Raw genomic sequence first — 24,719 nt, 5'->3', positions numbered from 1 at the left:
TGCGGTTAGAGCGGTCCGTTCGTCAATGCCGATACGCCTGCCACTCCCCCGCCGCTAGCGCGGCCATCACGTCGGCGGGGCCGCCGGCGTGGGGGGCGGGGTTTGTGGCGACGCCGGTGAGTCGGTCGAGGAGGTCCTGGCCTTCGGTCCACCAGCCGAGGCCGCTGGCGGCGTTCAGGTGGCCGAGCGGGCCGGCGTCGACGAAGTGGCTGCCCCAGTCGCGCGCCATGTCGAAGCTGCGCTGGGTGCAGGCATAGGGGTCGTCGGTGCTGGCGACGACAATCGAGGGGAAGGGGAGCAGGACGCGCGGGGAGGGGCCGAAGTCGCGCAGTTCGTCGCGGACGTCGTGGCGGTCGACGTCGGGCGGCGCCACGAGCAGCGCGCCGGCGACGGGCCAGCCCCAGGTCTGGCCGGCGAGTGCGGCCCACCAGGCGACCGCGAGGCAGCCGAGCGAATGGGCGGCGAGGATGACGGGCGCGCGGGCGGTGCGGATCGACTGATCGAGTCGCGTGACCCAGGCGTTGCGGCGTGGGCTCGACAGGCTGCCCAGATCGGCGCGGATCGTATCGGTGCGGCCCTGTTCCCAGAGCGTCTGCCAATGGGCGGGGCCGGAGCCGTTAAGGCCCGGGACTGTCAGGATCGTCGGGGTACGGCGGCCGAGCGTCGAGGTCTGTGCCATGCATCGTCTCCTTCCCGTCCAGACATATCTCTACCCGAATGGAAGACAATAGGCCTGCGCCAGGTTGTGGAAAAAGCGGTCCGGTCCGATGGGTTGCCGGGGCGGGGCGCGATCCGGTAGCGAGGGGCATGACCGACGCCGCCACCGATCCCGCAACCGAACTGGCCGAACTGGCCGCCGAGATCGCGCGGCACGACCGCCTGTATCACGACCAGGACACGCCCGAGATCGACGACGCCACCTACGATGCGCTGGTCCGGCGCAACCGTGCGCTGGAGGCGGCGCATCCGGAGCTGGTACGCGGCGACAGCCCGTCGTTGCGGGTCGGTGCCGTGCCGAGCGGGCGGCTGGGCAAGGTGGCGCATGCCAAGGCGATGATGAGCCTGGAGAATGCGTTCTCCGCCGACGAGGTGCGCGAGTTCGTGGCGCGGGTGCGACGGTTCCTGGCGCTGGACGGCGATGCGCCGGTCACGCTGACCGCGGAGCCAAAGATCGACGGGCTGTCCTGTTCGCTCCGGTACGAGAGCGGGCGGCTGGTGCAGGCGCTGACCCGAGGGGATGGGGCGGTGGGCGAGGACGTGACCGGCAATGTCCGGACGATCGGCGATATCCCGGAGCAGTTGTCGGGCGAGGTGCCCGCGGTGTTCGAGGTGCGCGGCGAGGTCTATATGGCGAAGGCCGATTTCGCGGCATTGAATGCGCGGCAGGTGGAGGCCGGCGGCAAGCTGTTCGCCAATCCGCGCAATGCGGCGGCGGGGTCGCTCCGGCAGCTGGATGCGGGCGTGACGCGGGTGCGGCCACTGCGGTTCCTGGCGCATGGCTGGGGTGAGGTGTCGGACCTGCCGTTCGAGACACAGGCCGCGGTGATGCGGGCGATCGCGGCGTGGGGGCTGCCGGTGTCGGACATGCTGCGCGAGATGGCGGGAGCGGATGCGGCGCTCGATCATTATGCGGCGATCGAGCGGCAGCGGGCGGACCTGCCCTATGATATCGATGGTGTTGTCTACAAGGTCGACCGGCTCGACTGGCAGCGGCGGCTGGGGCAGGTGGCGCGGGCGCCGCGCTGGGCGATCGCGCACAAGTTTCCGGCGGAACGCGCGCAGACGACGCTGAACGCGATCGATATCCAGGTCGGGCGGACGGGCAAGCTGACCCCGGTCGCGCGGCTGGAGCCGGTGACGGTCGGCGGCGTGGTGGTGACCAACGCGACGCTGCACAATGCCGACGAGATCGTGCGGCTGGGCGTGCAGCCCGGCGACCGGGTGGTGATCCAGCGTGCGGGCGACGTGATCCCGCAGGTGGTGGAGGGCTTGTATGCCGGGCCGGAGCGGGCGGCGTGGCCGTTCCCGCTGACGTGCCCCGAATGCGGATCGGCGGCGGAGCGCGAGCCGGAGGAGGTCGATTATCGCTGCACCGGCGGGCTGATCTGCCCGGCGCAGCGCGTCGAGCGGCTGATCCATTTCGCGTCGCGCCATGCGTTCGACATTCGCGGGCTCGGGCTGGTGCGGGTCGAGCAGTTCTTCCACGACGGGCTGGTGCAGTCGCCGGCCGATATTTTCCGGTTGCGCGAGCGGCGCGACGTGCTGATCGCGCGGGACCGGCTGGCGGACCTGTCGGTCGATAATCTGCTGGAGGCGATCGAGGCGAAGCGGGCGGTGCCGCTCGACCGGTTCCTGTTCGCGCTCGGCATCCGTCATGTGGGCGCGGTGACGGCGGCGGACCTGGCGCGGCGGTACCGGTCCGCCCGCGCGCTAGGGGCGATGATCCATGCGGCGATCCGGTTGCGGCGTTCGATGGCGGCGGTGATCGGCGAGACGGAGCGCAAGTTCGCGATCCGGCGGGAAAAGGCGCTGGTCGCGGTGGTCGATACGAACGGGGTGGGGCCGGAGGTGGCCGATGCGCTGATCGCGTTCTTTGCCGAACCGCATAACCGGACGGTGGTGTTCGACCTGTTGCGCCAGGTCGCGCCGACCGATGTGGTGCACGAGACGCGGGCGTCGCGCGTATCGGGCAAGACGGTGGTGTTCACCGGCAAGCTTGAGACGCTGTCGCGCGACGAGGCGAAGGCGCAGGCCGAAGCGCTTGGCGCGAAGGTGGCGGCGAGCGTGTCGAAGAAGACCGACCTGGTGGTGCTGGGCGCGGACGCCGGGTCGAAAGCGAAGAAGGCGGCGGAGCTGGGGATCGAAACGGTGGACGAGGCGGGGTGGGCGGTGATCGTGGCGGAAGCTGGCTGACGACAGTCCCAGTCACCACGCTGGCCTTCCGCGCGGGGCGTGATAGGTTGTGACAATGGATACCATCACCGCCGCGCCGCCATCGCCCGACTGGACCATTTCGCAGGACTGGTCGCATTATACGGCCGAGGAACATGCGACGTGGGACACGCTGTTCGAGCGGCAGTCGAAGCTGTTGCCGGGGCGGGCAAGTACCGCGTTTCTGAAAGGGTTGGACGTGCTGAAGCTGTCCAAGCCGGGCATTCCGGACTTCGACGAACTGTCCGAGCGGCTGATGGCGGCGACCGGGTGGCAGGTCGTGGCGGTGCCGGGGCTGGTGCCGGATGCGGTGTTCTTCGACCATCTGGCGAACCGGCGGTTCGTGGCGGGGAATTTCATCCGGCGGCCGGACCAGTTGGATTATCTGCAGGAACCGGACGTGTTCCACGACGTGTTCGGGCATGTGCCGATGCTGGCCGACCCGGTGTTCGCGGACTTCATCCAGCTGTACGGCCAGGGCGGGCAGCGTGCGATGGAGCATGGCGCGCTCGACAAGCTGGCGCGGCTGTACTGGTACACGGTCGAGTTCGGGCTGGTGCGCGAAGATGGCGAGCTGCGGATCTATGGGTCGGGGATCGTGTCGAGCGCGGGGGAGAGCCGGTTCGCGCTGGACAGCGACAGCCCGAACCGGATCGGGTTCGACCTGAAGCGCGTGATGCGGACGAAGTACCGGATCGACGATTACCAGCAGAGCTATTTCGTGATTCCGAGCTTCGAGGTGCTGTTGAAGGCGGCGGTCGAGACGGATTTCGTGCCGCTTTATGCGGAGATCGCGGCTGAGGCCGAGTTGGAGCCGGCTGAGGTGCTGTCTCAGGATGTGGTTTATGGGTGGGGTACGCAGGAATACGCGTTGAGCAAGGCGGCTGCTGTACCTGCGTAAGAGTTGTTCCCCGGCGTAGGCCGGGGCCTAGGTGGAGCAGTTTCACCTAGGCCCCAGCCTGCGCTGGGGAACTGACGGTTGTTACGCCCCGTCGGTGCTCCAGTCGCCTAGACCCGTGTCGCGGCGTTCCGGCAGGCTGCGCACGCGGGCCGAGGTGCGGCGCACGAGGCGGAGCGTCGGCCAGTCGTTGGTGTCGATCCGTTCGGCGAGGCGGAGGCCCTGGCGGCGGTAGGCGGCGATGACGCGGTCGGCTTGCGTGTTGAGCAGGCCCGCGAGGATGAGCGAGCCGCCGGGCTGCAACGCGGCGGACAGCGTCGGGGCGAGCGCGATGAGCGGGCCGGCGAGGATGTTGGCGATCAGCAGATCATAGGGCGCGCGGCGGACAAGCATCGCGTCGGCGAGGCCGGGGGCGGCGACGAGCGCGACCTGCCCGCGGGCGGTGCCGACCGGGATGGCGTTCAGCGCGGCGTTCTCCGCAGTGACCTCGATCGAGATCGGGTCGATGTCGGACGCGACCACTGCGGCGCGCGGCCAGCAGGCGCGGGCGGCGAAGGCGAGCAGGCCGGTGCCCGTCCCGACATCGGCGATCGCGTGGAAACGGTGGCCGCGCGCCTTCAGCCCGTCGATCATGTGCAGGCAGCCGGTGGTGGTTTCGTGATGCCCGGTGCCGAAAGCGCGGCCAGCCTCGATATGGAACGCGGTGGCGCCAGACGGCACCTCGCCCGCGTGGGCTGCGGTGTGGACGAAGAAGCGCCCGGCGCGGATCGGTTCGAGGAAGGCCTGGCTGAGCGTGACCCAGTCGGCGTCCTCGATGCGGTTCAATTCGTAGTCGACGTCGTCGGCGCTCGGCACCAGTGCGCGGACCATGGCGATGGCTTCAGGCGAGGGCTCGCCCTCGAAATAGGCCTCCAGCAGCCAGTCGTCCTCGCGCGTCGGGTCGGGCTCGCTGGTCATCAGCGTGGGGGGCGGGTCGAGATCCGCCAGCGTGCCGATGTCCTCGGCGACGGCCTCCGCCTCCGCCTTGGTGCAGGGCAGGACGAGCTTCCAGCTGTCGGAGGACTGCGATGCGGTCCAGTCGGGCAGGTCAGCGGACATAGCTGGCTCCGTTGATGTCGAGCACCGCGCCGGTCATCGAGGGCGGCGCGTCGAGTGCCAGGAAGCGGACGGTGGTCGCGACCTCCTCCGGCGTGGCGACGCGGCCGAGCGGGATGTCGGCGAGCAGCGCATCGCCGCCGCGGCTGGCGAGATAGTCGTCGGCCATGCCGGTCATGGTGAAGCCGGGGCAGACCGCGAAGGCGAGTACGCCGGCGCGCGCATGGCCGCGGGCAATCGATTTGGTCATCGCGACCATGCCGCCCTTCGACGCGGCATAATGCCAGTGGGCCGGGCTGTCGCCGCGATAGGCGGCGCGGCTGGCGACGTTGACGATCCGGCCGCCCTCCGCCCGCATGCCGAAATGCAGCACGGCACGGCGGCAGAGTTCGGCCGATGCGGCGAGGTTCACCTGCATCGTGCGGTTCCACGCATCCGACCATTCGGCGTCGGGCAGGTCGACGGGCGCGGCCTCGAAGATGCCGGCGTTGTTGATCAGGATGTCGATCCGCCCGTTCAGCCGGTCGAGCGCCATGTTCCAGAGCGCGGTCGGGCCGGCGGCGGTCGACAGGTCGGCAGCGATCCGGTCGTGGCCGGGGGTGGTGGCGTGGCCGACGATGGTGACGTCGTCGTTCGCGAATGCGGCGACGATGGCGGCACCGATCCCGCGGCTGGTGCCGGTGGCGAGAATGTTGAGTGTCATGGGCGGAGCCCTAGGCGATGGCGGGGAGTGCTTCTAGTCTTCTACCGCGGCTACGGCATTATTCGCGTCATCCCGGATCGGGTCCGGGACGACGGGGGATCAATCGAGCGGCACGCCGAACAGGTCGTGGTCGTCGGCGTCTTCGATTTCGACGCGGACGATGTCGCCTTGCGTCAGGTGGCTGGCGTCGCGGAGGTGGACTTCGCCGTCGATTTCGGGGGCGTCGGCCTTGGAGCGACCGGTGGCGCCGCCGTCTTCCGCGTCGACCGCGTCGATGATCACGTCGAGCGTGCGGCCGATCTTGCGCTGGAGTTTCGCCGCGGAGATCAGCGCAGTGTGTTCCATGATGCGGGCGAAGCGTTCTTCCTTGACCTCCTCCGGTACCGCGCCGGGCAGGTCGTTGGCGAGCGCGCCGGCGACGGGTTCGAAGCGGAACGCGCCGACGCGGTCAAGCTGCGCCTCGGTCAGCCAGTCGAGCAGATACTGGAACTCCGCCTCGGTCTCACCCGGAAAGCCCACGACGAACGAGGAGCGGACCGCGATGTCGGGGCAGATGCTCCGCCAGTTGGCCAGCCGTTCGAGGACCTTTGCTTCGTTGGCGGGGCGCTTCATCGCCTTCAACACGTTCGGCGCGGCATGCTGGAACGGAATGTCGAGATAGGGGAGCACGAGCCCGTCGGCCATCAGCGGGATGACGCGGTCGACATGCGGATAGGGGTAGACATAGTGGAGCCGGACCCAGGCGCCGAGCTTGCCGAGTTCGCGGGCGAGATCGGTCATGTGCGCGCGGACGGGCGCGCCCTTCCACGGCCATTCGGCGTGGCGCAGGTCGAGGCCGTAGGCCGACGTATCCTGGCTGATCACCAGCAGTTCGCGCGTGCCGGCGGCGACGAGCTTCTCCGCCTCGCGCAGGATCGCGTCGGGGCGACGGCTGACGAGGTCGCCGCGGATCGCGGGGATGATGCAGAAGGAACAGAGGTGGTTGCAGCCCTCCGAGATCTTCAGATAGCTGTAGTGCCGCGGGGTGAGCTTCAGGTCGCGTTCGGGCACGAGGTTGAGGAACGCAGACGGCGGCATCGGGGCGGCGTCGTAGACCGCGCCGACGACCTGCTCGTAGGCCTGCGCACCGGTGATCGCGAGGATGCCGGGGAAGCGCGCGCGGATCGTTTCCGCCTCGCGACCCATGCAGCCGGTCACGATGACGCGGCCGTTTTCGGCCATCGCCTCGCCGATCGCGTCGAGCGATTCTTCCTTTGCCGAATCGAGGAAGCCGCAGGTGTTGACCAGCACGACGTCCGCGCCGGCATAGTCGGGCGACATGGCATAGCCGTCGGCGCGCAGCTTGGTGAGGATGCGCTCGCTGTCGACGAGGTTTTTCGGACAGCCGAGCGAGACCATGCCGATCTTCGGCGGGGAGGGGAGGATAGTTGCCATGGGAGCGCGGCAGATAGTCGATGTAGCGGGAATTTACGAGGGGTGGCGGGGATAGGGCAGTGCGTGACCTGACGGCTTATCGATCGGACTGCGGATTGCGACCGGCATAGCGCACCCCGTGACGTTCCACGCCCACCTCTGCCAGCGTGCGAGGACATATTGACAATCGATATGTTGTGCCTCGATAAACGATATGTAGAGCAAGCGTCGGAGGTTGGAATGCGGGATGGGTTCGTGGATGGCGTGGCGTTGCTGGTGCGGATCCTGCGGGTCGGCAATTATGCGTATCTCGTTCTGATGGTCGGTTTCCTTCTGGCGACCATCATGTTCGCCGGGGCGTTCGAAACCCATATCGAGCACAAATATCATGGCGTGATCGAGGCCGGGACTGTTCTGCTGTTCCTGCGTTTCGTGGCGATGATGGGAATGGCGGCGGTGTTGCCCGTCGCGAGGCTCTTCGGGGCTGTGTCGGGCATCCTTGGTTCGGTGCGGGCGGGCGATCCGTTCCAGGTCGAGAATGCGGCGCGGCTGAACGCGATCGGCTGGGCGCTGCTGGCGCTGCAGCTGCTGGATGTCGTGCTGTGCGTCGTGCTGTGGTGGGCGCGGCGCGCGGGGATCGAGGTGATGGACTGGACGCCGTCGCTGACCGGCTGCCTCGGCGTGCTGCTGGCGTTCGTGCTGGCGCGGGTGTTCGTGGCGGGGGCGGCGATGCGCGACGAGCTGGCGGGGACGGTCTGATGCCGGTCCGTGTCGCGCTGGACGACATGCTGCACGATCGGCGGATGACGCTGACCGAACTCAGCGAGCGGGTGGACATCACGCTTGCCAATCTTTCGATCCTCAAGACCGGCAAGGCGAAGGCGATCCGTTTTTCCACGTTGGAAGCGATCTGTCGTGTGCTCGACTGCCAGCCTGGCGATCTTCTGTCGGTGACTTTCGAAGGGGACGAGACATGAATGCCTTTACGACACCTTATTCGCGCGCCTGGCGGTTCGCGCTGGCCTGCCCCCTGCTGTTCGCGGTGCCCGCAGTGGCGGAGGTGGCGCAGCATGTCGTCGAATATGGCGCCGGCTTCTACCTGTCGATCGCGGCGATGAAGGCGGCGGAGCACGACACGGGGCGGATGGTGCTCGGCCACCTCAAGGTGATTGCGCTGTACCTGACCGGATATTGGGCGACGCGGTTCTGGGCTTATGGCGACGACGCGCGGGCCGCCTGGCGGGTCGATGCCCGCGTGGCTGGCCTGTACCTGCCGGTGCTGGCGTGGGAGCTGCTGTGGTTGGTGGTGATCCAGGACGGTCCGGTCATCAGCGCGGCGCTGAACCTGCCCGAACGGCTGGTCGTGCTGATCGTGGCGATCCTCATGCCGGCGACGTTATTGTTCAACGTGTGCCTGGCCGCCTGGAAGGCGACGACGGCGGTCGGCGATGGGCGGATCGGGTTCATGCGGTCGATCGAACTGACGCCCGGAAGCTTCTGGTGGTCGCTGGGGCTGACGCTGGTGACCGTCCTGCCGGTCATGGTGCTGCATTATGTGCTGGCGTTCGCCGCGCTCGGGCGCAGTCCCGTGGTGACGGGGGGTGTTCTGCTGGCCGACAGCCTGCTCGTTGCGTTCATGGCGCCGTTGCTGGTGGCGGTGAACTACGCAATCGCCGAGCGGGTGCTGGGGCGGGCCGGGCTGGCGATCGAGCCGGAGGGCGGAAGCAATGCGGCATCGGTGGGGCCGGTGTCGGGCGGTCTCGCCTGATCGGTCAGCGCCGCTTCACGACCTCGACCAGGATATCGTCCGCCTGCAACGCGGCGGTGGCGGGGTCGCCGAAGCAGATCGCCTCGCCGCCGCGATAGATGCGCAGGCCGATGCCGGTGGTGATCGCGGTGAGCGGCTGGCCGACCTCGTCCGCGGTGACGGCGCGTTCCTTCAAGGCGACCTGGCCGTCATGCGCGGCAAGGTCGGTCATGTAGTCGGCGATGTGCGGGCCGCGGGTTGAGCCGGCGAGGAGAAGCCCGGCGAAGCTGGCGGGGTTGATCACGACGTTGGCGCCGGCCTGATGCGCCAATGGTTCGTTGTCGTCGGAGCGGATGATGACGCTGATCGGCACGTCCTGGGCCAGCCGGCGGGCGGTGAGGACGATGAGGATGGCGGTATCGTCGCGACCGGCGGCGACGATGACGCTCTCCGCGCGGGCGATGCGTGCGGCCTCCAGCACCGCATTGCGGGTCGCGTCGCCCTCCAGCGTGGTGGCGCCCATCTCGATCGCGCAGGCGAGCGCGGATTCGCTTTCATCGACCACGACGATGCGGGCCGGGTCGAGCCCGCGCGCGATGAGTTCGCGGACCGCCTCCATCCCCGAGTCGCTGAAGCCCGCGACGACCACATGGTCGTGCAGCGTGCGCTGGATGCCCCGCATTCGATATCGCTCCCATGTGCGTTTCAGGACGAAGTCATACGCCGTGCCGAGAAAGATAAGCCAGACGAACAATCGGATCGGCGTGACGACGAACGTGTCGAACAGCCGGGCATTGTCGCTGACCGGCACGATATCGCCGAATCCGACCGTGGTGACGGTGACCGTTGTGAAATACAGCACGTCGATGAAGCTGATCCGCCCGTCGACATTGTCGCGCAGGCCCTCCCGCCCGTACCAATGCCCGGCGAGCGCGATGCCGATCAGCACGAGCGCCAGCGTGACGCGGAACAGCAGCGACACCCAGGGGGGCAATCGCGGGCGTTGCCGCATGGCCAGGCTTTCGACCGGGCGGGGGGCGGCGCGCGGGATCAACTGCGCCGCGGAAGCTGGCTGAGCGGGTTCACCGGGCGGCGACCTTGACGGATTTCGAAATGGAGCTGCGGTTCGCGAGCGGAGCCGGTTTCGCCGGCGCGCGCGATGATCTGGCCGCGCTTGACCGCCTGTCCGCGGGTGACGAGCAGCTGTTCGGCATGACCGTATGTGGTGATCCAGCCGCCGCCATGCTTGATCAGGATGAGGCCGCCATAGACCGCGATGTCGGACCCGACATAGGCGACGACGCCGTCCGCGGACGCCATGATCGGGGTGCCTGTGCGGGCGCCGATGTTGATCCCCTCGTTGATGCGGCCCTGACCCTGTGGCCCGAAGCGGGTCAGGATCGGGCCGGTCAGCGGCCAGTCGAACCGGCCGGTGAAGCGGGTGGGGGAGCGGACGGGGACGTTGGCCGGGACCGCGGTGCGCGCCGTGCGGACCGGGGCGGCGGGGCGGGCATTGGCGGCAAGCGCGGGTTCTGCCCCGGTGATCAAATCGTCGATATCGAGCCGGAACGCGGCGGCGCGCTGTTCGAGCGTCATCGCGCGGACCTCCGTCTTGCTGGGGATCAGCAGGCGCTGGTCGAGGCGCAGGATGTAGGGCGCGGTCAGGTCGTTCAGCGCGATCACGCGGTCCCACGCGGTGCCGTAGGCGCGGGCGATGGCGATGCCGGTCTCGCCCGTGCGGACGCGGTGGTAGCGGCCGCCGGGGATGGTGAGCGTCTGGCCTTCGCGGACGACATAGGGCGGCGTGAGCTGGTTGGCATGCGCGATGGCGTCTGCGCCCGCGCCGGTTCGCTCCGCGATCCGGCCGAGTGAGTCGCCGGACTGGACGGTGTAGCGTGTCTCGGTGATCTCGACCGCGTCGGGGACGACCTTGCGCATGACCCAGGCGGGCTTGGGCTCGGCGACCTGCGGTGGGGTGGAGGCGTCCTGGTCTTCGCGGTCCGGGCGGCGGTCGCGGTCGCCGTCCCGGTCCCGGTCCCGGTCACGATCTCGGCGGGGGCGGTCCGGGCGGTCTTCGCGGGACGTGTCGTCGGTCGATGGGCCGGCGGTGGGCGGCGTGTCGTACATGCCCGGCGGGTCGGCACGGCCGGACGGGATGCAGGCGACGAGTGTCAGAGCCAGCGGCAGGGGTGCGAGACGGCGCATGCGGCAGTCCTAACCGAAGTGGGTCAGGGCGCAACTCTTTGGGGTTGGGTGGCTGTCCATTCCACCGAGCAGACTGTCAGTAGAGGTTGCGCAGCGCCTCGATCGAGGGGCCGTGGGTGAGGTCGAGGTGGAGCGGGGTGACCGCGATGTAGCCGTCGTCGATCGCCTCGAGGTCGGTCGCGTGGGCGGGGGTGTGGACCGTGGGGCCGAGGCCGAACCAGTAATAGGGGAAGCCGCGCGGGTCGGTGCCGCGGACCAGGGTGCCGCGGCCATAGTCGCGCACGCCCTGCGACACGACGCGGACGCCCTTGACCGCATCGGCGGGGAGGGCGGGGAAGTTCACGTTGATCAGGGTGTTCGGCACGAACGGGCGGTCGATGAGCGGGCGCAGGACGCGTTCGCCCCATTCGATCGCGGCGTCGAACGGCACGCTGTCGCCCATCGCGTCGCGGGCATAGACCTGGCTCAGCGCGATCGAGCGGACGCCGGCGAGCGCACCCTCCATCGCGGCGGACACGGTGCCGGAATAGGTGACGTCCTCGCCCAGGTTCGCGCCGCGGTTGACGCCGGACAGGATCAGGTCGGGCTTGCCGTCCGGCGACAGTTCGAGCAGCGCGATCATCACGCTGTCGGTCGGCGTGCCGGTTACCGAATAGCGCCGGTCGCCATGCTTGCGGATCCGCACCGGGCGGGTGAGCGTCAGCGAGTGGCCGGCGCCGGACTGCTCCTCCGACGGGGCGACGACGGTGATGTCGTCCGAGAAACGCCGCGCGATGGTTTCGAGGACCTTCAGTCCGCGCGCGTCGATGCCGTCGTCGTTGGTGAGCAGGATGCGCATCAGGCGGGATCGAGCCGGTCGAGCTTCGCATAGGGGCGCAGCACGTCGGGGACGATGACCGATCCGTCGGGCTGCTGGTAATTCTCCAGCACCGCGACGAGTGTGCGGCCGACTGCGAGGCCCGAGCCGTTGAGCGTATGGACAAACCGCGTGCCCTTCGCGTCGCCCGTCGGGCGGTAGCGTGCGGCCATGCGGCGTGCCTGGAAATCGCCGCACCAGGAACAGCTGGAGATTTCGCGGTAACGGTTCTGGCCGGGCAGCCAGACCTCCAGATCGTATGTACGCGCGGCGGAGAAGCCCATGTCACCCGTGCAGAGCAGCATCCGGCGGTAGGGGAGTTCGAGCGCCTCGAGGATCGATTCGGCGGCCTCCGTCATGCGTTCCAGTTCGGCCGCGCCGTGGTCGGCGGCGACGATCGAGACGAGCTCGACCTTCTCGAACTGATGCTGGCGGATCAGCCCGCGCGTGTCGCGACCGGCCGCGCCGGCCTCCGACCGGAAGCAGGGGGTGAGCGCGGTGTAACGCAGCGGGAGTGCCGCCTCGTCCAGGATCGATTCGCGCACGAGGTTGGTCAGGCTGACCTCCGCGGTCGGGATCAGCCAGCGGTCGTCGGTTGTGCGGAACAGGTCGTCCGCGAACTTGGGCAGTTGGCTGGTGCCGAACAGCGCTTCGGACCGGACGAGCAGCGGGGGGGCGATCTCGGTATAGCCGTTCGCCTCGGTCTGCTGGTCGAGCATATATTGGCCGAGCGCGCGGTTGAGGCGGGCCATCTGACCGCGCAGGACGGCGAAGCGCGCGCCGGACATCGCGGCGGCGGCCTCGAAATCGAGACCCAACGCGGGGGCGAAGTCCGGATGTTCGCGGGGCGCGTCGATCGTGCGCGGCGTGCCCCAGCGCTTGACCTCGACATTGTCGTCCTCGTCCGCGCCGGCCGGCACGTCGGCGGCGGGCAGGTTGGGGATCGCCGCAAGGCGGCTGTCGAGGTCGGTGCCGATCGCTGCGGCCTCGGCGTCCATCTCCGGCATGCGCTGCTTGAGGGCGGCGACCTCCTCCATCAGCGCGGCGGCGGTGGCTTCGTCGCGTTTGGCCTTGGCGGCCCCGATCGCCTTGGAGGCTTCGTTGCGGCGGGTCTGGGCGGTCTGGAGCGCGGTCTGGAGCTGTCGGCGGTCCGCATCGAGCGCGACGAGTGTGTCGGCCTGAGCGGGCAATCCGCGGCGCGCGAGGCCCGCGTCGAAGGTGGCGGGATCGTCCCGGATCAGGCGGATGTCATGCATGCCCTGCCTATGCCGGGGGGCCGGGCGGGCCGCAAGCCTGCCGGGCGGGTTGGTGACGGTCATATCGCGTGAGTCACGACTTGGGCAAACGGAACAACATAATAGTACCGGGTTACGATAGACTCGGGATGTGTTCGGTATTCGGCGTGCGAAAGGGAGTGCGCGGGAGAGATGGGCGCGCTGCGGGGATGGGCGGATTGCCGCGTTACCGGGCGGCTCGTCGCTTCAGGGGCGCGCCCTGTCGGACCTTGGGTTGAAAAGGCTTGGAACCGTAAGGTTATTCGCCATTTTAACTGGTGAGGGAGATCAAAACATGAAGTCCATTCTCATTTTCGCCGGCCTGGCCACTTTGGCGACCGGCGCTCAGGCGCAGACCACAGCAGCACCTGCTGCGGGCAGCACGACGACTGCGACGGCCCCGGCCGGGACTTCGGCAGCGACATCCGTGAAGGCCGGTGCGACTGTGACGGACACGACCGGGGGAACCGTCGGCACGATCAAGTCGATCGAGGGGGATCTCGCGGTCTTGTCGACTGGCACGGTCGAGGTTCGGCTTCCGCTCACGTCGTTCGCGGCTGGCGCGAACGGACCGGTCATCGCGCTGACGAAGTCGCAGGTCGAGTCCGCCGCATCCAGCGCCACGGCCGAGCGGCAGGGCAAGCTGAGCGCTCAGATCAAGGCGGGTACGACCGTCCTGGATGCTTCCGGCGGAACTGTTGGCAAAATCGAGTCCGTCGACGGGGAATTCGCGACGGTGGCGACAACCAAGAACAAAGTGAAACTGCCCGTCAGTTCGTTTGCAGCCGGCGCCAACGGCCCAGTGATCGGCATGACCGCAGCAGAGCTTGATGCGGCCGCGGCGAAGGCCGCGCCAGCGGCGGCGGCGGCGACGACCGGCAACTGAGCCAGTTTAACCTGGGGCCGGTCAGGAAACTGATCGGTCCTACAACGTAATCATAAAATTCGTTGAACGCGAAGAAGCCCTCCCGGATCGATCCGGGAGGGCTTCTTCGTGCGCCAACAATTGGATCAAACGGTTGCTTTGCGCTTCCCGATCTGGCGGCGAGCGACCAGGGCTGCCGCGGCAGCGCCGAACAGCAGGACCATGGGCGGTGCGGGCACCGGGGTTGGATCGGTGGGGTTGGTCGGCGTTGTCGGATCAGTCGGTGTCGACCCACCGCCGGACGTCGTCGTCGACTGAGTCTGGTTTTGCGACTGATTCTGGTTCTGGTTCTGGGACTGGTTTTGGTTCTGAGACTGATTCTGGTTGTTGGTCTGAGTGTTCGTGTTCGTGTTGCTGTTGTTCACGTCGACGATGGTGGGGCCGCCTGTCGAGGTGGACGTAGACGTCACTCCGCCGGTGGAAGTCGAGGTCGACGTCATACCACCCGTCGAGGTCGACGTGGAGGTCGCGCCGCCGGTTGAGGTCGACGTGCCGACGTCACCACCCGAGGTCGAGCTTACATTGCCGCCGGACGTGGTCGAGACGCCGTTCGACGAGCTGGTCGTCGACGAGATGGTGTAGCTGCCGCTGCTGCTGCCACCACCGGATCCGCCACCGAAGAAGCCGCCGAAGAACCCGCCGCCACCGAAGCCGCTGGAGCCGCCCACAACGACCGGGAAGCCACCCGCGCCCGAAACCGGACCGGCGCCGCCGCCCGCGAAGATTGGCGGATCGGCATAGGCGACCGCGGGGGCCGCGGCGGGCGTGGCGACGACCGTCGTCGTACCCGGCGCGCAGGTGGACGTCGTCACCGTGCGGCGGACGCGCGCGGGGCGGACGTAGCTGGCCTGGCGAACGGCGGGGCGCTTGGCATATTTTGCCTTGGCGTAATGGACGCGTGCCGGACGCTCGGCCACATGCACCGCACCGCCACCGATCACCGCGCCGCCGCATGCGCAGGCACAGAGTTTAGCAAGGGCCATCTTTACCGACATCTTCGTGTCTTTCTGTTCTCGTCCACCGTCCGGACCGCTGCGATGCACCGAAATCCGAAACGCCCTAATGTTATGTACGACGCAATGGACAAAATTTTACTAATGGCAAACTTGTTAACCTTGTTTTCATATTCGGAAAAGGGCGATTATTCGTATCGCCGTCGGCGCCGGCCAATCGTGTCCCACATCGGGATGAGAAAAGCCGCGCGTGAAACCCAATTACGTAATCACTCCCGACGAATCGAATCGGTGGGTGTCGCTCCCTGCCGGAACCGACAAATCGCTGACATCCGGCGGATTTAGCGCACGTCGCCGTGGTCGCCGTCTCCTTGTGCCGGCCTGCGACGGGCGATATAGGCCCGCCCGGACGTGTGGCCGGTCATCGGGTCGTGCCTACCCAGGGAGAGCGGTAACCATGATGGCGACGGCGGCAACAGAGGCGACGGACGCGCCGGAACTGGACCAGGACGATATCCGTCCCGGCTACCGGCCGTCCCCGGACGAAGAGTTCATGAATCCCGCGCAGCAGCGCTATTTCCGGCGCAAGCTGCTCGACTGGAAGGATGCTATCCTGCGCGAATCGCAGGGGACGCTCGCGCAATTGCAGACTGACACGTTGCGGGAGGCGGACTCGACCGACCGCGCGTCGAGCGAGACCGACTGGTCGATCGAACTGCGGACGCGCGACCGGCAGCGGAAGCTGATTTCGAAGATCGAAGCGGCACTGCGCCGGATCGATGCGGGCGAATATGGTTATTGCGACGTGACCGGCGAGCCGATCTCACTCGCGCGGCTGGAAGCCAGGCCGATCGCCACGATGACGGTCGAGGCGCAGGAACGGCACGAGCGGAACGAGAAGGTGTCGCGCGAGGAATGAAGCGGGGGCGAGCGCCGTCCGATCATCGGTCGGTCGACGCACGCCTGTTGCTCATTCGCCGGACAGCGCTTCCTTGATGCGCAGCTTCTGCTTCTTTAGCTTGGCGAGCAGTGTTTCGTCCGGCGCGGGGCGGACCTGTTCGGCGTGAATGCGGGATTCGAGCCCCGCGTGCTTGGCGATCAACGCCGAGGAATGTCCTGTCTCCACTGAGAAAGTCTCCTGTCCAAAGGCTTCGGAAGCGACCAGTAGAGCATCGATTGCCGCGTCTGTCAGGCCCCCCTCTGCGCGAATTTCGACGGGATGCGGGTGCGGGCGGGACCAGTCGATCGCGGCCGTCCGTCCGGCTTGAGCGGCGGCCGTTTCGTCCCTATCCAATGGATGGATCCGGCTTGAAGGGAATGTTTCGGCATGGATGAACTGTCGCGACGGATCGAGCAGATGCGGGTGGCGCATCGCGACCTGGACGACGCCATTGCGGCGCTGAACGCGGCGACGGTGCGTGACGAATTGCAGCTTGCCCGGTTGAAGCGTCGCAAGCTGCGACTGCGCGACGAAATTGCGCAGGCGGAGGATATGTTGATCCCCGATATTATCGCCTGATTAGTCCACTCGGGTCGTCCGCCGCGCGCGTTCGTCGCGCGACGTGCAGCTTGATCGCTTTGACGGTTGTGATCCGCTATCGAAATGGCATCGGGAATCCAGCGGCTTAGCGGGGGAACGGTGTTGGACGACGATGGCCGATATGGTCTGACGGGGCGACTGATCGATACACTTCATACCGAGGCATTGCTGCTGGCGGACGAGGCGCGGGGTTATTTTGATGGGCCGGGCCGGCTGGAGCGTGATCGCTTGTCGCCGAGCGAGCGGGTCGGGTTTTCATGCGAATCGCTCAAGGTGACGACACGGCTGATGCATGTCGTGGCGTGGCTGATGACGCGGCGCGTGGAGGGCGCGCGGGAGGGGCGGAGCCTGCCGCATCGGCCATTGGGTGAGGCCGTCGTGAGTGATGCGGAGACGATCGCAACGCTGCCGGTGACGGCGCAGCAGTTGGTCGGGGCGAGCCGCGACCTCCACGATCGAGTGCGGCGGCTGGAAGCCGGCATGGTGCTCGGCGAGACGGATACGGGCGTGTCGGATGGCCCGGTGCGGACGCTGATGCGGCGGCTTGAGGGGACCTGGTAGGGAGATGCTCCGCCGGTTGGCGCGGGCTTAGCCCAGTCCGGCACGCGTCCGCAGGGCCGCGATCGCATTCGCATATTCTCCGGTAAGGCGGGCGACCATGTCGGCAGTGGGTTCGACGGCGTGGACAGCGCCGATGCCCTGACCCGATCCCCAGATGTCGCGCCAGGCCTTGGTCTTGCCGGCGCCGGTGCCGAAATCCATGGTCTTGAGGTCGCCTTCCGGCAACGCGTCGGGGTCCAGGCCGGCGGCGACGATCGACCCCCGCAGATAGTTGCCGTGCACGCCGGTGAAGAGGTTGGAATAGACGATGTCGGCAGCGCGGCCGTCGACGATGCCCTGCTTGTAGGCGGCGTCGGCGTTGGCCTCGGTCGCGGCGATGAAGAGCGAGCCGATATAGGCGAGGTCGGCGCCCATCGCCTGCGCGGCCAGGACCGACGCGCCGTTGGCGATCGCGCCGGACAGGATGAGCGGGCCGTCGAACCAGTCGCGGATCTCGCGGACCAGTGCGAAAGGTGAGAGCGTGCCGGCATGGCCGCCCGCGCCGGCCGCGACCGCGATCAGGCCGTCGGCGCCCTTTTCCACCGCCTTGCGGGCGAAACGGTCGTCGATGACGTCGTGCAGGGTAATGCCGCCCCAGCTATGGACCGCGTCGTTCAGGTCCACCCGCGCGCCGAGCGAGGTGATGACGATCGGTACCTTCCACTTGGCGCAGACCATGAGGTCGGTCTCCAGCCGGTCGTTCGAGCGGTGGACGATCTGGTTGACCGCGAACGGCGCGGCGGGGCTGTCGGGGTGGTCGCGGTCGTGCTGCGCCAGTTCTTCGGTGATGCGGGCGAGCCATTCGTCGAGCACGCCGGCGGGGCGGGCGTTGAGCGCCGGGAAGGAGCCGACGATGCCGGCCTTGCACTGCGCGATCACCAGGTCGGGCGTCGAGATGATGAACAGCGGCGAGGCGATCACCGGCAGGCGGAGGCGGTCGAAGAGAGGGGGGAGGCTCATGGGGACGGACGATATCGGAACGCGGGCGGGAGGCAAGTGACGTTTACGTTTGCGTAAAGGGGGGTGAGATTTCACCTAGGCCCCGGCCTTCGCCGGGGAACTGTTCACCGGGTTATTCGCCTGTCGTGGTCGGGGCGGCGGCGGCGGTGATCCAGCCGAGGGCGGGGAGGCCGATGCGGCGATCGCCGCGCATGTCGGTGTGGATGGCGAGCAGACCCTGCGTCTGGAGATAGGCGAGCAGGCGGCGGACGCGGCCGAGCGAGTGGGTGCCGTAGACCGCGGCAATCTCCGCATCGTCGGGGCAGGGCGCGCCGTCGAGCGCGGCGCGAGCGAGGAGCAGGTAGATGCCCTGCATGCCTTCCTCCAGCCCCCGGGCGATTTCGGCGGCGGGGGCGAAGCGCGCGTCGTCGGCGATCCCGCCGGTCAGGCCCGCGCGCGCCATCGACAGGCGGCTGCGGAAGCGGGCGAGGTCGTGGCCGGTGTCGGCGAGGCCATGCATCCGGCAGCGCACCCCGAAGTCCTGGAACAGCACCGCGGGCGAGCGGTAGGCGCTGTCCGGTTCGGCGACGATCTCGCCCAGCACGGTCGAGATGATCTTCTCGCGCTCGGCACCGCTGACCTGTGGGCGGTCGAGCAGCGAGGACATCGGCAGCGGGCGGGCGATTTCCCGGATCAGGTCGTCGGCCGATGCGGGCGGGGGTGGCGGCGGTGCGGGCGTGGCAGGGCGCGGTTCGACGGGGGCGGCGGCGAACAGCAGCATCTGCGCGTCCTCGCCGGTCGGGGCGGCGGGCATGTCGAGCAGTTTGGGGCTGGAGGTGCGGGCGGAGGTTTCGACCGGGCCGATGCGGATCGACAGCGGGCGGCGGCAGAGCGCCGGGCCGAGCGCAAGGAACTGCCCACGTTCGAGGTCGCGGATCTGTTCGGCCTGGCGGCGTTCCATGCCGAGCAGGTCGGCGGCGCGCGCCATGTCGATGTCGAGAAAGGTGCGGCCCATGAGGAAGTTCGACGCCTCGGCCGCGACGTTCTTGGCGAGTTTCGCCAGCCGCTGCGTCGCGATGACGCCGGCGAGGCCGCGCTTGCGGCCGCGGCACATGAGGTTGGTCATGGCGCCGAGCGAGGCGCGGCGGGCGTCGTCGGCGACCTCGCCCGCCACCGCGGGGGCGAACAGCTGTGCCTCGTCGACCACCACCAGCGCGGGATACCAATGGTCGCGGGGTGCATCGAACAGCGCCATCAGGAACGCCGCAGCGCAGCGCATCTGGGCCTCGGCATCAAGCCCTTCGAGGCTGAGCACGGCGGAGACGCGGTGTTCGCGGATGCGCGCGGCGATGCGGCGGATCTCGGCCTCGCTATAGTCCGCGCCCTCGACCACCGAATGGCCGTAGCGGTCGGACAGCGTGACGAAATCGCCCTCCGGATCGACGACGATCTGCTGCACCCAGGGGGCGGCGCCTTCGAGCAGGCGGCGCAGGAGGTGCGATTTGCCGGAGCCGCTGTTCCCCTGCACCAGCAGGCGGGTGGCGAGCAGTTCCTCCAGCTCCATCAGCGCCGGGGCGCCGCCGGCACCGGTGCCCATGTCGATGGTAACGGTCATCCGGGTGTCTTTGCGGCGCGGGCGGTGAGTCGGCAAGCCGCTTGATGATCGTTCGAGCCGCTTCATGATCGTTGACAGCGACCCCCAAGCCGGGCCAATCCGATGGGGCTGGCCGGGGGCGACTCCGGATGGCCGCGCGGGAGAGTGCGGGTCGGGAAACCGGGCCGCCGCCGAAGGAGCAACCGCCCCGGAATCTCTCAGGCATACGGGACCGCGCGGACATATCCTCAGCACTCTGGAAAGAGTTCCTCGCCCCGGCGGGGGGCCGCCGAAGGGGTAAGTCCTGGCCGCATGAGGCCATGACGAAAGCTCTCAGGTTCCGTGACAGAGGGGGCGACGGGTGTGGGCAGTGATGCCCGCCGCGCGTCGTCGTCCTGCCAGGAGCCTTAGTATGAGCGACCCCACATCCGATCCCGAAATGGACGATATCGAAACCGGCACGCTGCCGCTCGACGCCTGGCACCGGGCGCGTGGCGCGCGGATGGTGGCGTTCGCGGGCTATCACATGCCGATCCAGTATGACGGCATCATGGCCGAGCATCTGTGGACGCGGACGTCGGCCGGGCTGTTCGACGTCAGCCATATGGGTCAGCTGCTGCTGTCCGGCGACGGTGTGGTCGAGGCGCTGGAGAAGATGCTGCCGGCCGATGTCGCGTCGCTGGGCGAAGGGCGGATGCGCTATTCGCTGTTGCTGAACGAGACGGGCGGCATCCTGGACGACCTGATGCTGACGCGGCGCGCGGACGGCTATTATATGGTCGTGAACGGCGCCACCAAATATGACGACATCGCGCACATCCTCGACAATCTCGAGGACGAGATCACGCTGAACCATATGGACGAGCAGGCGCTGCTCGCGGTGCAGGGGCCGAAGGCGGTCGAGGCGCTGGCCCGGATCGTGCCGGGTGTCGAGCGCCTCGTGTTCATGACCGCGGGGGCGTTCGACTGGGACGGTGTGCCGCTGTGGATCAGTCGGTCGGGGTATACCGGCGAGGACGGGTGCGAGATCTCGCTGCCCGCCGAGGCCGCGGAAGCGTTCGCCGAGCGGCTGTGTCAGGAACCCGAAGTGAAGCCGATCGGCCTGGGCGCGCGGGACTCGCTGCGTCTGGAGGCCGGGTTGCCGCTGTACGGGCATGACCTCGATCCCGAGACGTCGCCGGTGACCGCCGACCTGGGTTTCGCGCTGTCGAAGCGGCGGCGTGAGGAGGGCGGGTTCCTGGGGGCCGAGCCGATCCTGGCGGAGCGCGCGGCGGGGCCGCTGTTCAAGCGCGTCGGGCTGTTCGTCGAAGGGCGGCAGCCGGTGCGTGAGGGCGCGCGTGTGCTGGAGGCGATCGACGGTGTCGAGGGACGCGTGACGAGCGGTGGCTTCTCGCCCTCGCTGCAACGCTCGATCGCGATGGCGTATGTGCCCGCGGTGCTGGCGAACCCCGGGTCCAAGATCGACATCGAACAGCGCGGCAAGCGTTTTGCCGCGGAAGTGACGGCCATGCCGTTCGTACCCCATCAATATGTCCGCAAGGGAGCCTGAACCGATGGCCTTCTATTTCACCCGTGACCATGAATGGATCAGCATCGACGGCGCGGAGGATTCCACCGCGACGGTCGGGATCACCGACTATGCGCAGGCTCAGCTCGGCGACGTTGTGTTCGTCGAAGTGCCGCCGGCCGGCACGACGGTCGACAAGGGCAAGGAAGCCGCGGTCGTCGAGTCCGTGAAGGCAGCGTCCGACGTCTATGCCCCGGTGTCGGGCGAGGTCGTGGAGGCCAATGCGGCGCTGGAAGCAGACCCCTCGCTGGTCAACACCGCACCGGAAACGGACGGCTGGTTCTTCAAGGTCAAATTGTCCGATGCCGGGCAGCTGGATGGCCTGATGGATGCCGACTCGTATAAGGTTTATTGCGAAGGGCTTTGAATTCGCCCGGGCTTTACTGCCCAGCACCGTTCGGTTCGAGCCTGTCGAGAACCCTGCGCTGAGTTCTCGACAGGCTCGAACCGAACGGGGTGGGGTGTGACCCTCCCCAACATGGGAAACTGACCTCATGCGTTACCTACCGCTGACCGATGCCGACCGGGCGGACATGCTTGCCGTCGTGGGGGCGCAAACGATCGACGACCTGTTCGTCGACGTGCCCGAACATGCGCGGCTCGATGGGCCGATCGAGGGCCTGCCAATGCATGCGTCGGAGCTGGCGGTGGAACGCAAGCTGTCGCGGATGGCGGGGCGGAACCTGGCGGCGGGCGATGCGCCTTTCTTCCTGGGGTGCGGGGCGTATCGCCACCATGTGCCGGCCAGCGTCGATCACCTGATCCAGCGCGGTGAGTTTCTGACGAGCTATACGCCGTATCAGCCTGAAATCGCTCAGGGAACGGTGCAGGCGCTGTTCGAATTCCAGACGCAGGTCGCGCGGCTGTACGGGTGCGACGTTGCCAATGCGTCGATGTACGACGGGTCGACCGCGTGCTGGGAGGCGATCGTGATGGCGCGGCGGATCACGCGGCGTGGCCGGGCGGTGCTGTCCGCCGGGTTGCACCCGCATTATGTATCGGTCTGCACCACGATGGCGCGGTTCACGGGCGATGTGCTCGATACGGCCGTGCCGGAGCTGACCGAGGGCGCGCCGGGCGACGACATGGCGCGGTTGCTGGCGGCAGTGGACGGCGACGTCAGCTGCGTCGTCGTGCAGAACCCGAACATCCTGGGCCATGTCGCCGACCTGTCCGAGCTGGCAGCGCGGTGCCATGCCAAGGGTGCGTTGCTGATCGCGGTGGTGACCGAGCCGGTGGCGCTGGGCGCGATCCGATCGCCGGGTGAGATGGGCGCGGACATCGTGGTGGGCGAGGGCCAGTCGATCGGCGTCGGGCTGAACTTCGGCGGGCCTTACGTGGGCCTGTTCGCGACGCGCGACAAATATGTCCGGCAGATGCCGGGGCGGCTGGCCGGCGAGACGGTCGACGCGGACGGCAAGCGCGGGTTCGTGCTGACGCTGTCGACGCGCGAGCAGCATATCCGCCGCGAGAAGGCGACATCGAATATCTGCACCAATTCGGGGCTTTGCGCGCTGGCGTTCACGATCCACATGAGCCTGCTCGGCGAGCGCGGCCTGCGCGATCTGGCGGCGCTGAACCACGCCAATGCGGTGCAGGCGGCGGATCGGCTGGCGAAGGTGCCGGGCGTCGAGCTGATCAGCGGGCCGTTCTTCAACGAGTTCACGCTGAAGCTGTCGAAGGAAGCGCGACCGGTGATCCGGGCGCTGGCCGATGACGGGATCCTGGGCGGCGTGTCGCTCGGGCGGCTGTATCCGGGTGTCGATGCACTGGCCAACGGGCTGGTCGTGGCGGTGACCGAGACGGTGGACGAGGACGACGTGACCGAACTTGCCGATGCGCTTGAGGAGGCCCTGCGATGAACCGCGAAGGACGTGTGACCCGGCCGGAAACCGGCGGGACCGACAGCGAATTCAAGACGTTCACGGGCAACCGTGCGCTGATGCTCGAAGAGGCGTTGCTGTTCGAGGTCGGCGGGACCGACCGGACCGGTGTCGACATCTCACCAGCACCGAAGGTCGCATCGCGGCTGGGCGGGCTGGAGCGTGCGGCGCCGATCGGGCTGTACGGCCTGTCGGAGCCGGAGGCGGTGCGGCATTATACGCGGCTGAGCCGGCAGAACTACGGGATCGACCTGGGGTTCTTCCCGCTCGGATCGTGCACGATGAAGCACAACCCGCGCCTGAACGAGAAGATGGCGCGGTTGCCGGGTTTTGCCGACATCCATCCGTTGCAGCCGGTCGAGACCGTCCAGGGCGCGTTCGCACTGATCTACGAACTGGGCGAGTGGCTGAAGACGCTGACCGGCATGCCGGCGGTGGCGATGAGCCCGAAGGCCGGCGCACATGGCGAGCTGTGCGGGTTGCTGGCGATCCGGTCGGCGCTCGAAGCGCGCGGCGATGCGCGCCAGGTGGTGCTGGTGCCCGAGAGCGCGCACGGGACGAACCCGGCGACGGCGGCGTTCTGTGGCTATGCGGTCGAGAATATCCCGGCCGATGCCGAGGGGCGCGTCGACCTGGAGGCGCTGAAGGCGCGGCTGGGGCCGGATGTGGCGGGGGTGATGATCACCAATCCCAACACCTGCGGGCTGTTCGAGCGCGACATGTCGGCGATTTCCGACGCGGTGCATGCGGCGGGCGGGCTCGTCTATTGCGATGGGGCGAACTTCAACGCCATCGTCGGTCGCGTGCGGCCGGGCGATCTCGGCATCGATGCGATGCACATCAACCTACACAAGACCTTTTCCACGCCGCACGGCGGTGGTGGTCCGGGGTCGGGGCCGGTGGTGTTCTCGGCGGCACTCGCGCCGTTCGCGCCGTTGCCGTTCGTCGAGAAGGACGGGGCGAACTATCATCTGGTCGAGGAGGAGACGGCGGGCGAGCATCATGCCGGCACGTTCGGCCGGATGGTGGCGTTCCACGGGCAGATGGGCATGTTCAGCCGGGCGCTGGCGTATATCCTGAGCCACGGGGCGGACGGGTTGCGGCAGGTGTCCGAGGATGCGGTGCTGAACGCGAACTATATCCTGCGGTCGCTGGAGGATGTGCTCGACGCGCCGTTCGCGGGGACCGGGCCGTGCATGCACGAGGCTTTGTTCTCCGACGACGGGTTCGCCGAGGGGTTCACGACGCTGGACGTCGCCAAGGGGCTGATCGACGAGGGGTTCCACCCGATGACGATGTACTTCCCGCTGGTGGTGCACGGCGCGATGCTGGTCGAGCCGACCGAGACCGAGAGCCGCCGGGCGATCGACCAGTTCGTCGGTGCGCTGCGGTCCGTCGCGGAGCGTGCGCGGGCGGGCGATCCGGTGCTGAAGGCGGCGCCGGTGTTCGCACCGCGGCGGCGGCTGGACGAGACGGGCGCTGCGCGGAAGCCGGTGCTGGTGTGGCGGGAGCCTGAGGTGGTTGCAGAGGCGGCCGAGTAACTGCCCGACGACCTCCGTTTGGTTCGAGCTTGTCGAGAACTCAGTGCAGGGTTCT

25 protein-coding genes and 2 riboswitches are annotated in these 24,719 nt (G+C 68.1%); of the genes, 13 read left to right on the top strand and 12 right to left on the bottom strand.

The features are described from left to right. Positions 1-22: 22 nt before the first annotated feature. Positions 23-679, bottom strand: a complete 657-nt coding sequence (locus IEX50_RS03360) for an RBBP9/YdeN family alpha/beta hydrolase (RefSeq protein WP_157175661.1) — start codon at positions 677-679, stop codon at positions 23-25. Positions 680-807: 128 nt separating this feature from the next. Here IEX50_RS03360 and ligA point away from each other — a divergent pair, with 128 nt between their 5' ends. Together ligA and phhA are read left to right on the top strand one after the other, a co-directional pair. After that, positions 808-2,913, top strand: coding sequence for an NAD-dependent DNA ligase LigA (gene ligA, locus IEX50_RS03355; protein ID WP_157175662.1), 2,106 nt, complete (start codon positions 808-810; stop codon positions 2,911-2,913). 55 nt (positions 2,914-2,968) lie between these two features. Next, positions 2,969-3,832, top strand: a complete 864-nt coding sequence (gene phhA, locus IEX50_RS03350; protein WP_157175663.1) for a phenylalanine 4-monooxygenase — start codon at positions 2,969-2,971, stop codon at positions 3,830-3,832. Positions 3,833-3,913: 81 nt separating this feature from the next. Here phhA and IEX50_RS03345 read toward each other — a convergent pair whose 3' ends face one another. The 3 genes from IEX50_RS03345 to rimO all read right to left on the bottom strand — a co-directional run bounded on the left by IEX50_RS03345 (position 3,914) and on the right by rimO (position 7,061). Further along, positions 3,914-4,927, bottom strand: a complete 1,014-nt coding sequence (locus tag IEX50_RS03345; RefSeq protein WP_157175664.1) for a 50S ribosomal protein L11 methyltransferase — start codon at positions 4,925-4,927, stop codon at positions 3,914-3,916. Then, positions 4,917-5,627 carry an SDR family NAD(P)-dependent oxidoreductase gene (locus tag IEX50_RS03340; RefSeq protein WP_157175665.1) on the bottom strand — a complete coding sequence of 237 codons (711 nt, stop codon included), beginning with the start codon at positions 5,625-5,627 and terminating at the stop codon, positions 4,917-4,919. Before IEX50_RS03340 ends, IEX50_RS03345 begins: the two co-directional genes overlap by 11 nt. A 99-nt stretch (positions 5,628-5,726) precedes the next feature. After that, positions 5,727-7,061: a 30S ribosomal protein S12 methylthiotransferase RimO gene (gene rimO / locus IEX50_RS03335; protein WP_157175666.1), complete on the bottom strand. Its 1,335-nt coding sequence runs from the start codon at positions 7,059-7,061 to the stop codon at positions 5,727-5,729. A gap of 219 nt (positions 7,062-7,280) precedes the next feature. Here rimO and IEX50_RS03330 point away from each other — a divergent pair, with 219 nt between their 5' ends. The 3 genes from IEX50_RS03330 to IEX50_RS03320 are packed head-to-tail and all read left to right on the top strand — an operon-like array spanning position 7,281 to position 8,808. Further along, positions 7,281-7,799, top strand: a complete 519-nt coding sequence (locus tag IEX50_RS03330) for a DUF2975 domain-containing protein (RefSeq protein WP_157175667.1) — start codon at positions 7,281-7,283, stop codon at positions 7,797-7,799. Next, entirely contained in the window at positions 7,799-8,017 is a 219-nt protein-coding gene (locus IEX50_RS03325; protein ID WP_157175668.1) for a helix-turn-helix domain-containing protein, read from the top strand. The genes IEX50_RS03330 and IEX50_RS03325 overlap by 1 nt, the downstream gene beginning before the upstream one ends. Then, on the top strand, positions 8,014-8,808 hold the full coding sequence (locus IEX50_RS03320; RefSeq protein WP_157175669.1) for a hypothetical protein: 795 nt from the start codon (positions 8,014-8,016) through the stop codon (positions 8,806-8,808). Before IEX50_RS03325 ends, IEX50_RS03320 begins: the two co-directional genes overlap by 4 nt. A gap of 4 nt (positions 8,809-8,812) precedes the next feature. Here the strand turns inward: IEX50_RS03320 and IEX50_RS03315 are convergent, their stop codons facing one another. The 4 genes from IEX50_RS03315 to serS form a co-directional block, all read right to left on the bottom strand. After that, on the bottom strand, positions 8,813-9,799 hold the full coding sequence (locus tag IEX50_RS03315) for a potassium channel family protein (protein ID WP_157175670.1): 987 nt from the start codon (positions 9,797-9,799) through the stop codon (positions 8,813-8,815). Between the two features lie 38 nt (positions 9,800-9,837). After that, a complete protein-coding gene (locus IEX50_RS03310; protein WP_157175671.1) occupies positions 9,838-10,992 on the bottom strand; it encodes a M23 family metallopeptidase in 1,155 nt (384 codons plus the stop codon). A gap of 76 nt (positions 10,993-11,068) precedes the next feature. Beyond that, a complete protein-coding gene (gene surE / locus IEX50_RS03305) occupies positions 11,069-11,830 on the bottom strand; it encodes a 5'/3'-nucleotidase SurE (RefSeq protein WP_157175672.1) in 762 nt (253 codons plus the stop codon). Continuing rightward, positions 11,830-13,104: a serine--tRNA ligase gene (gene serS / locus IEX50_RS03300; protein ID WP_157175673.1), complete on the bottom strand. Its 1,275-nt coding sequence runs from the start codon at positions 13,102-13,104 to the stop codon at positions 11,830-11,832. Before serS ends, surE begins: the two co-directional genes overlap by 1 nt. A gap of 313 nt (positions 13,105-13,417) precedes the next feature. Between serS and IEX50_RS03295 the strand changes: the two genes are divergently transcribed. After that, a complete protein-coding gene (locus IEX50_RS03295; protein WP_157175674.1) occupies positions 13,418-14,008 on the top strand; it encodes a hypothetical protein in 591 nt (196 codons plus the stop codon). Between the two features lie 125 nt (positions 14,009-14,133). Here the strand turns inward: IEX50_RS03295 and IEX50_RS03290 are convergent, their stop codons facing one another. After that, entirely contained in the window at positions 14,134-15,030 is an 897-nt protein-coding gene (locus IEX50_RS03290; RefSeq protein WP_157175675.1) for a hypothetical protein, read from the bottom strand. Between the two features lie 430 nt (positions 15,031-15,460). On the opposite strand from IEX50_RS03290, the gene dksA reads away from it, so the two are divergent. Further along, positions 15,461-15,919, top strand: a complete 459-nt coding sequence (dksA, locus tag IEX50_RS03285; RefSeq protein ID WP_198350629.1) for an RNA polymerase-binding protein DksA — start codon at positions 15,461-15,463, stop codon at positions 15,917-15,919. A 51-nt stretch (positions 15,920-15,970) separates the two neighbouring features. On the opposite strand, the gene IEX50_RS17785 is transcribed toward dksA, so the two are convergent. Continuing rightward, positions 15,971-16,294: a DUF465 domain-containing protein gene (locus IEX50_RS17785; RefSeq protein ID WP_373285275.1), complete on the bottom strand. Its 324-nt coding sequence runs from the start codon at positions 16,292-16,294 to the stop codon at positions 15,971-15,973. 33 nt (positions 16,295-16,327) lie between these two features. Between IEX50_RS17785 and IEX50_RS03275 the strand changes: the two genes are divergently transcribed. Both IEX50_RS03275 and IEX50_RS03270 read left to right on the top strand, forming a co-directional pair. Beyond that, positions 16,328-16,519, top strand: a complete 192-nt coding sequence (locus IEX50_RS03275; protein WP_157175678.1) for a YdcH family protein — start codon at positions 16,328-16,330, stop codon at positions 16,517-16,519. A gap of 120 nt (positions 16,520-16,639) precedes the next feature. Further along, positions 16,640-17,101 carry a DUF1465 family protein gene (locus IEX50_RS03270; protein WP_229673616.1) on the top strand — a complete coding sequence of 154 codons (462 nt, stop codon included), beginning with the start codon at positions 16,640-16,642 and terminating at the stop codon, positions 17,099-17,101. A 27-nt stretch (positions 17,102-17,128) separates the two neighbouring features. On the opposite strand, the gene IEX50_RS03265 is transcribed toward IEX50_RS03270, so the two are convergent. Both IEX50_RS03265 and IEX50_RS03260 read right to left on the bottom strand, forming a co-directional pair. Then, a complete protein-coding gene (locus IEX50_RS03265; protein WP_157175680.1) occupies positions 17,129-18,100 on the bottom strand; it encodes an NAD(P)H-dependent flavin oxidoreductase in 972 nt (323 codons plus the stop codon). Positions 18,101-18,212: 112 nt separating this feature from the next. Next, the gene (locus IEX50_RS03260; protein ID WP_157175681.1) at positions 18,213-19,694 is read right to left on the bottom strand and encodes a helicase HerA domain-containing protein; all 1,482 of its coding nucleotides are present in this window, start codon (positions 19,692-19,694) and stop codon (positions 18,213-18,215) included. A gap of 127 nt (positions 19,695-19,821) precedes the next feature. Next, positions 19,822-19,918: riboswitch (glycine riboswitch) on the top strand. Between the two features lies 1 nt (position 19,919). After that, positions 19,920-20,032, top strand: a riboswitch (glycine riboswitch). Positions 20,033-20,085: 53 nt separating this feature from the next. On the opposite strand from IEX50_RS03260, the gene gcvT reads away from it, so the two are divergent. From gcvT to gcvPB, 4 genes are all read left to right on the top strand, one after another. Next, positions 20,086-21,222 carry a glycine cleavage system aminomethyltransferase GcvT gene (gene gcvT / locus IEX50_RS03255; protein ID WP_157175682.1) on the top strand — a complete coding sequence of 379 codons (1,137 nt, stop codon included), beginning with the start codon at positions 20,086-20,088 and terminating at the stop codon, positions 21,220-21,222. Positions 21,223-21,226: 4 nt separating this feature from the next. Continuing rightward, entirely contained in the window at positions 21,227-21,607 is a 381-nt protein-coding gene (gene gcvH / locus IEX50_RS03250; RefSeq protein WP_076071430.1) for a glycine cleavage system protein GcvH, read from the top strand. 127 nt (positions 21,608-21,734) lie between these two features. Next, the gene (gene gcvPA / locus IEX50_RS03245) at positions 21,735-23,102 is read left to right on the top strand and encodes an aminomethyl-transferring glycine dehydrogenase subunit GcvPA (protein WP_157175683.1); all 1,368 of its coding nucleotides are present in this window, start codon (positions 21,735-21,737) and stop codon (positions 23,100-23,102) included. Next, entirely contained in the window at positions 23,099-24,664 is a 1,566-nt protein-coding gene (gene gcvPB / locus IEX50_RS03240) for an aminomethyl-transferring glycine dehydrogenase subunit GcvPB (RefSeq protein WP_157175684.1), read from the top strand. Before gcvPA ends, gcvPB begins: the two co-directional genes overlap by 4 nt. The last annotated feature ends 55 nt before the right edge of the window (positions 24,665-24,719 follow it).

It is taken from the genome of Sphingomonas prati (assembly GCF_014643515.1).
Lineage (GTDB): Bacteria > Pseudomonadota > Alphaproteobacteria > Sphingomonadales > Sphingomonadaceae > Sphingomonas_R > Sphingomonas_R prati.
The sequence above is the reverse complement of the archived record's forward strand: the minus strand, read 5'-3'. Positions and strand labels throughout refer to the sequence as shown.

Coding starts and splice junctions, on each gene's coding strand:
- IEX50_RS03360 (WP_157175661.1), bottom strand. CDS start 679: ATGGCACAGACCTCGACGCTCGGCCGCCGTACCCCGACGATCCTGACA.
- ligA (WP_157175662.1), top strand. CDS start 808: ATGACCGACGCCGCCACCGATCCCGCAACCGAACTGGCCGAACTGGCC.
- phhA (WP_157175663.1), top strand. CDS start 2,969: ATGGATACCATCACCGCCGCGCCGCCATCGCCCGACTGGACCATTTCG.
- IEX50_RS03345 (WP_157175664.1), bottom strand. CDS start 4,927: ATGTCCGCTGACCTGCCCGACTGGACCGCATCGCAGTCCTCCGACAGC.
- IEX50_RS03340 (WP_157175665.1), bottom strand. CDS start 5,627: ATGACACTCAACATTCTCGCCACCGGCACCAGCCGCGGGATCGGTGCC.
- rimO (WP_157175666.1), bottom strand. CDS start 7,061: ATGGCAACTATCCTCCCCTCCCCGCCGAAGATCGGCATGGTCTCGCTC.
- IEX50_RS03330 (WP_157175667.1), top strand. CDS start 7,281: ATGCGGGATGGGTTCGTGGATGGCGTGGCGTTGCTGGTGCGGATCCTG.
- IEX50_RS03325 (WP_157175668.1), top strand. CDS start 7,799: ATGCCGGTCCGTGTCGCGCTGGACGACATGCTGCACGATCGGCGGATG.
- IEX50_RS03320 (WP_157175669.1), top strand. CDS start 8,014: ATGAATGCCTTTACGACACCTTATTCGCGCGCCTGGCGGTTCGCGCTG.
- IEX50_RS03315 (WP_157175670.1), bottom strand. CDS start 9,799: ATGCGGCAACGCCCGCGATTGCCCCCCTGGGTGTCGCTGCTGTTCCGC.
- IEX50_RS03310 (WP_157175671.1), bottom strand. CDS start 10,992: ATGCGCCGTCTCGCACCCCTGCCGCTGGCTCTGACACTCGTCGCCTGC.
- surE (WP_157175672.1), bottom strand. CDS start 11,830: ATGCGCATCCTGCTCACCAACGACGACGGCATCGACGCGCGCGGACTG.
- serS (WP_157175673.1), bottom strand. CDS start 13,104: ATGCATGACATCCGCCTGATCCGGGACGATCCCGCCACCTTCGACGCG.
- IEX50_RS03295 (WP_157175674.1), top strand. CDS start 13,418: ATGAAGTCCATTCTCATTTTCGCCGGCCTGGCCACTTTGGCGACCGGC.
- IEX50_RS03290 (WP_157175675.1), bottom strand. CDS start 15,030: ATGGCCCTTGCTAAACTCTGTGCCTGCGCATGCGGCGGCGCGGTGATC.
- dksA (WP_198350629.1), top strand. CDS start 15,461: ATGGCGACGGCGGCAACAGAGGCGACGGACGCGCCGGAACTGGACCAG.
- IEX50_RS03275 (WP_157175678.1), top strand. CDS start 16,328: ATGGATGAACTGTCGCGACGGATCGAGCAGATGCGGGTGGCGCATCGC.
- IEX50_RS03265 (WP_157175680.1), bottom strand. CDS start 18,100: ATGAGCCTCCCCCCTCTCTTCGACCGCCTCCGCCTGCCGGTGATCGCC.
- IEX50_RS03260 (WP_157175681.1), bottom strand. CDS start 19,694: ATGACCGTTACCATCGACATGGGCACCGGTGCCGGCGGCGCCCCGGCG.
- gcvT (WP_157175682.1), top strand. CDS start 20,086: ATGAGCGACCCCACATCCGATCCCGAAATGGACGATATCGAAACCGGC.
- gcvH (WP_076071430.1), top strand. CDS start 21,227: ATGGCCTTCTATTTCACCCGTGACCATGAATGGATCAGCATCGACGGC.
- gcvPA (WP_157175683.1), top strand. CDS start 21,735: ATGCGTTACCTACCGCTGACCGATGCCGACCGGGCGGACATGCTTGCC.
- gcvPB (WP_157175684.1), top strand. CDS start 23,099: ATGAACCGCGAAGGACGTGTGACCCGGCCGGAAACCGGCGGGACCGAC.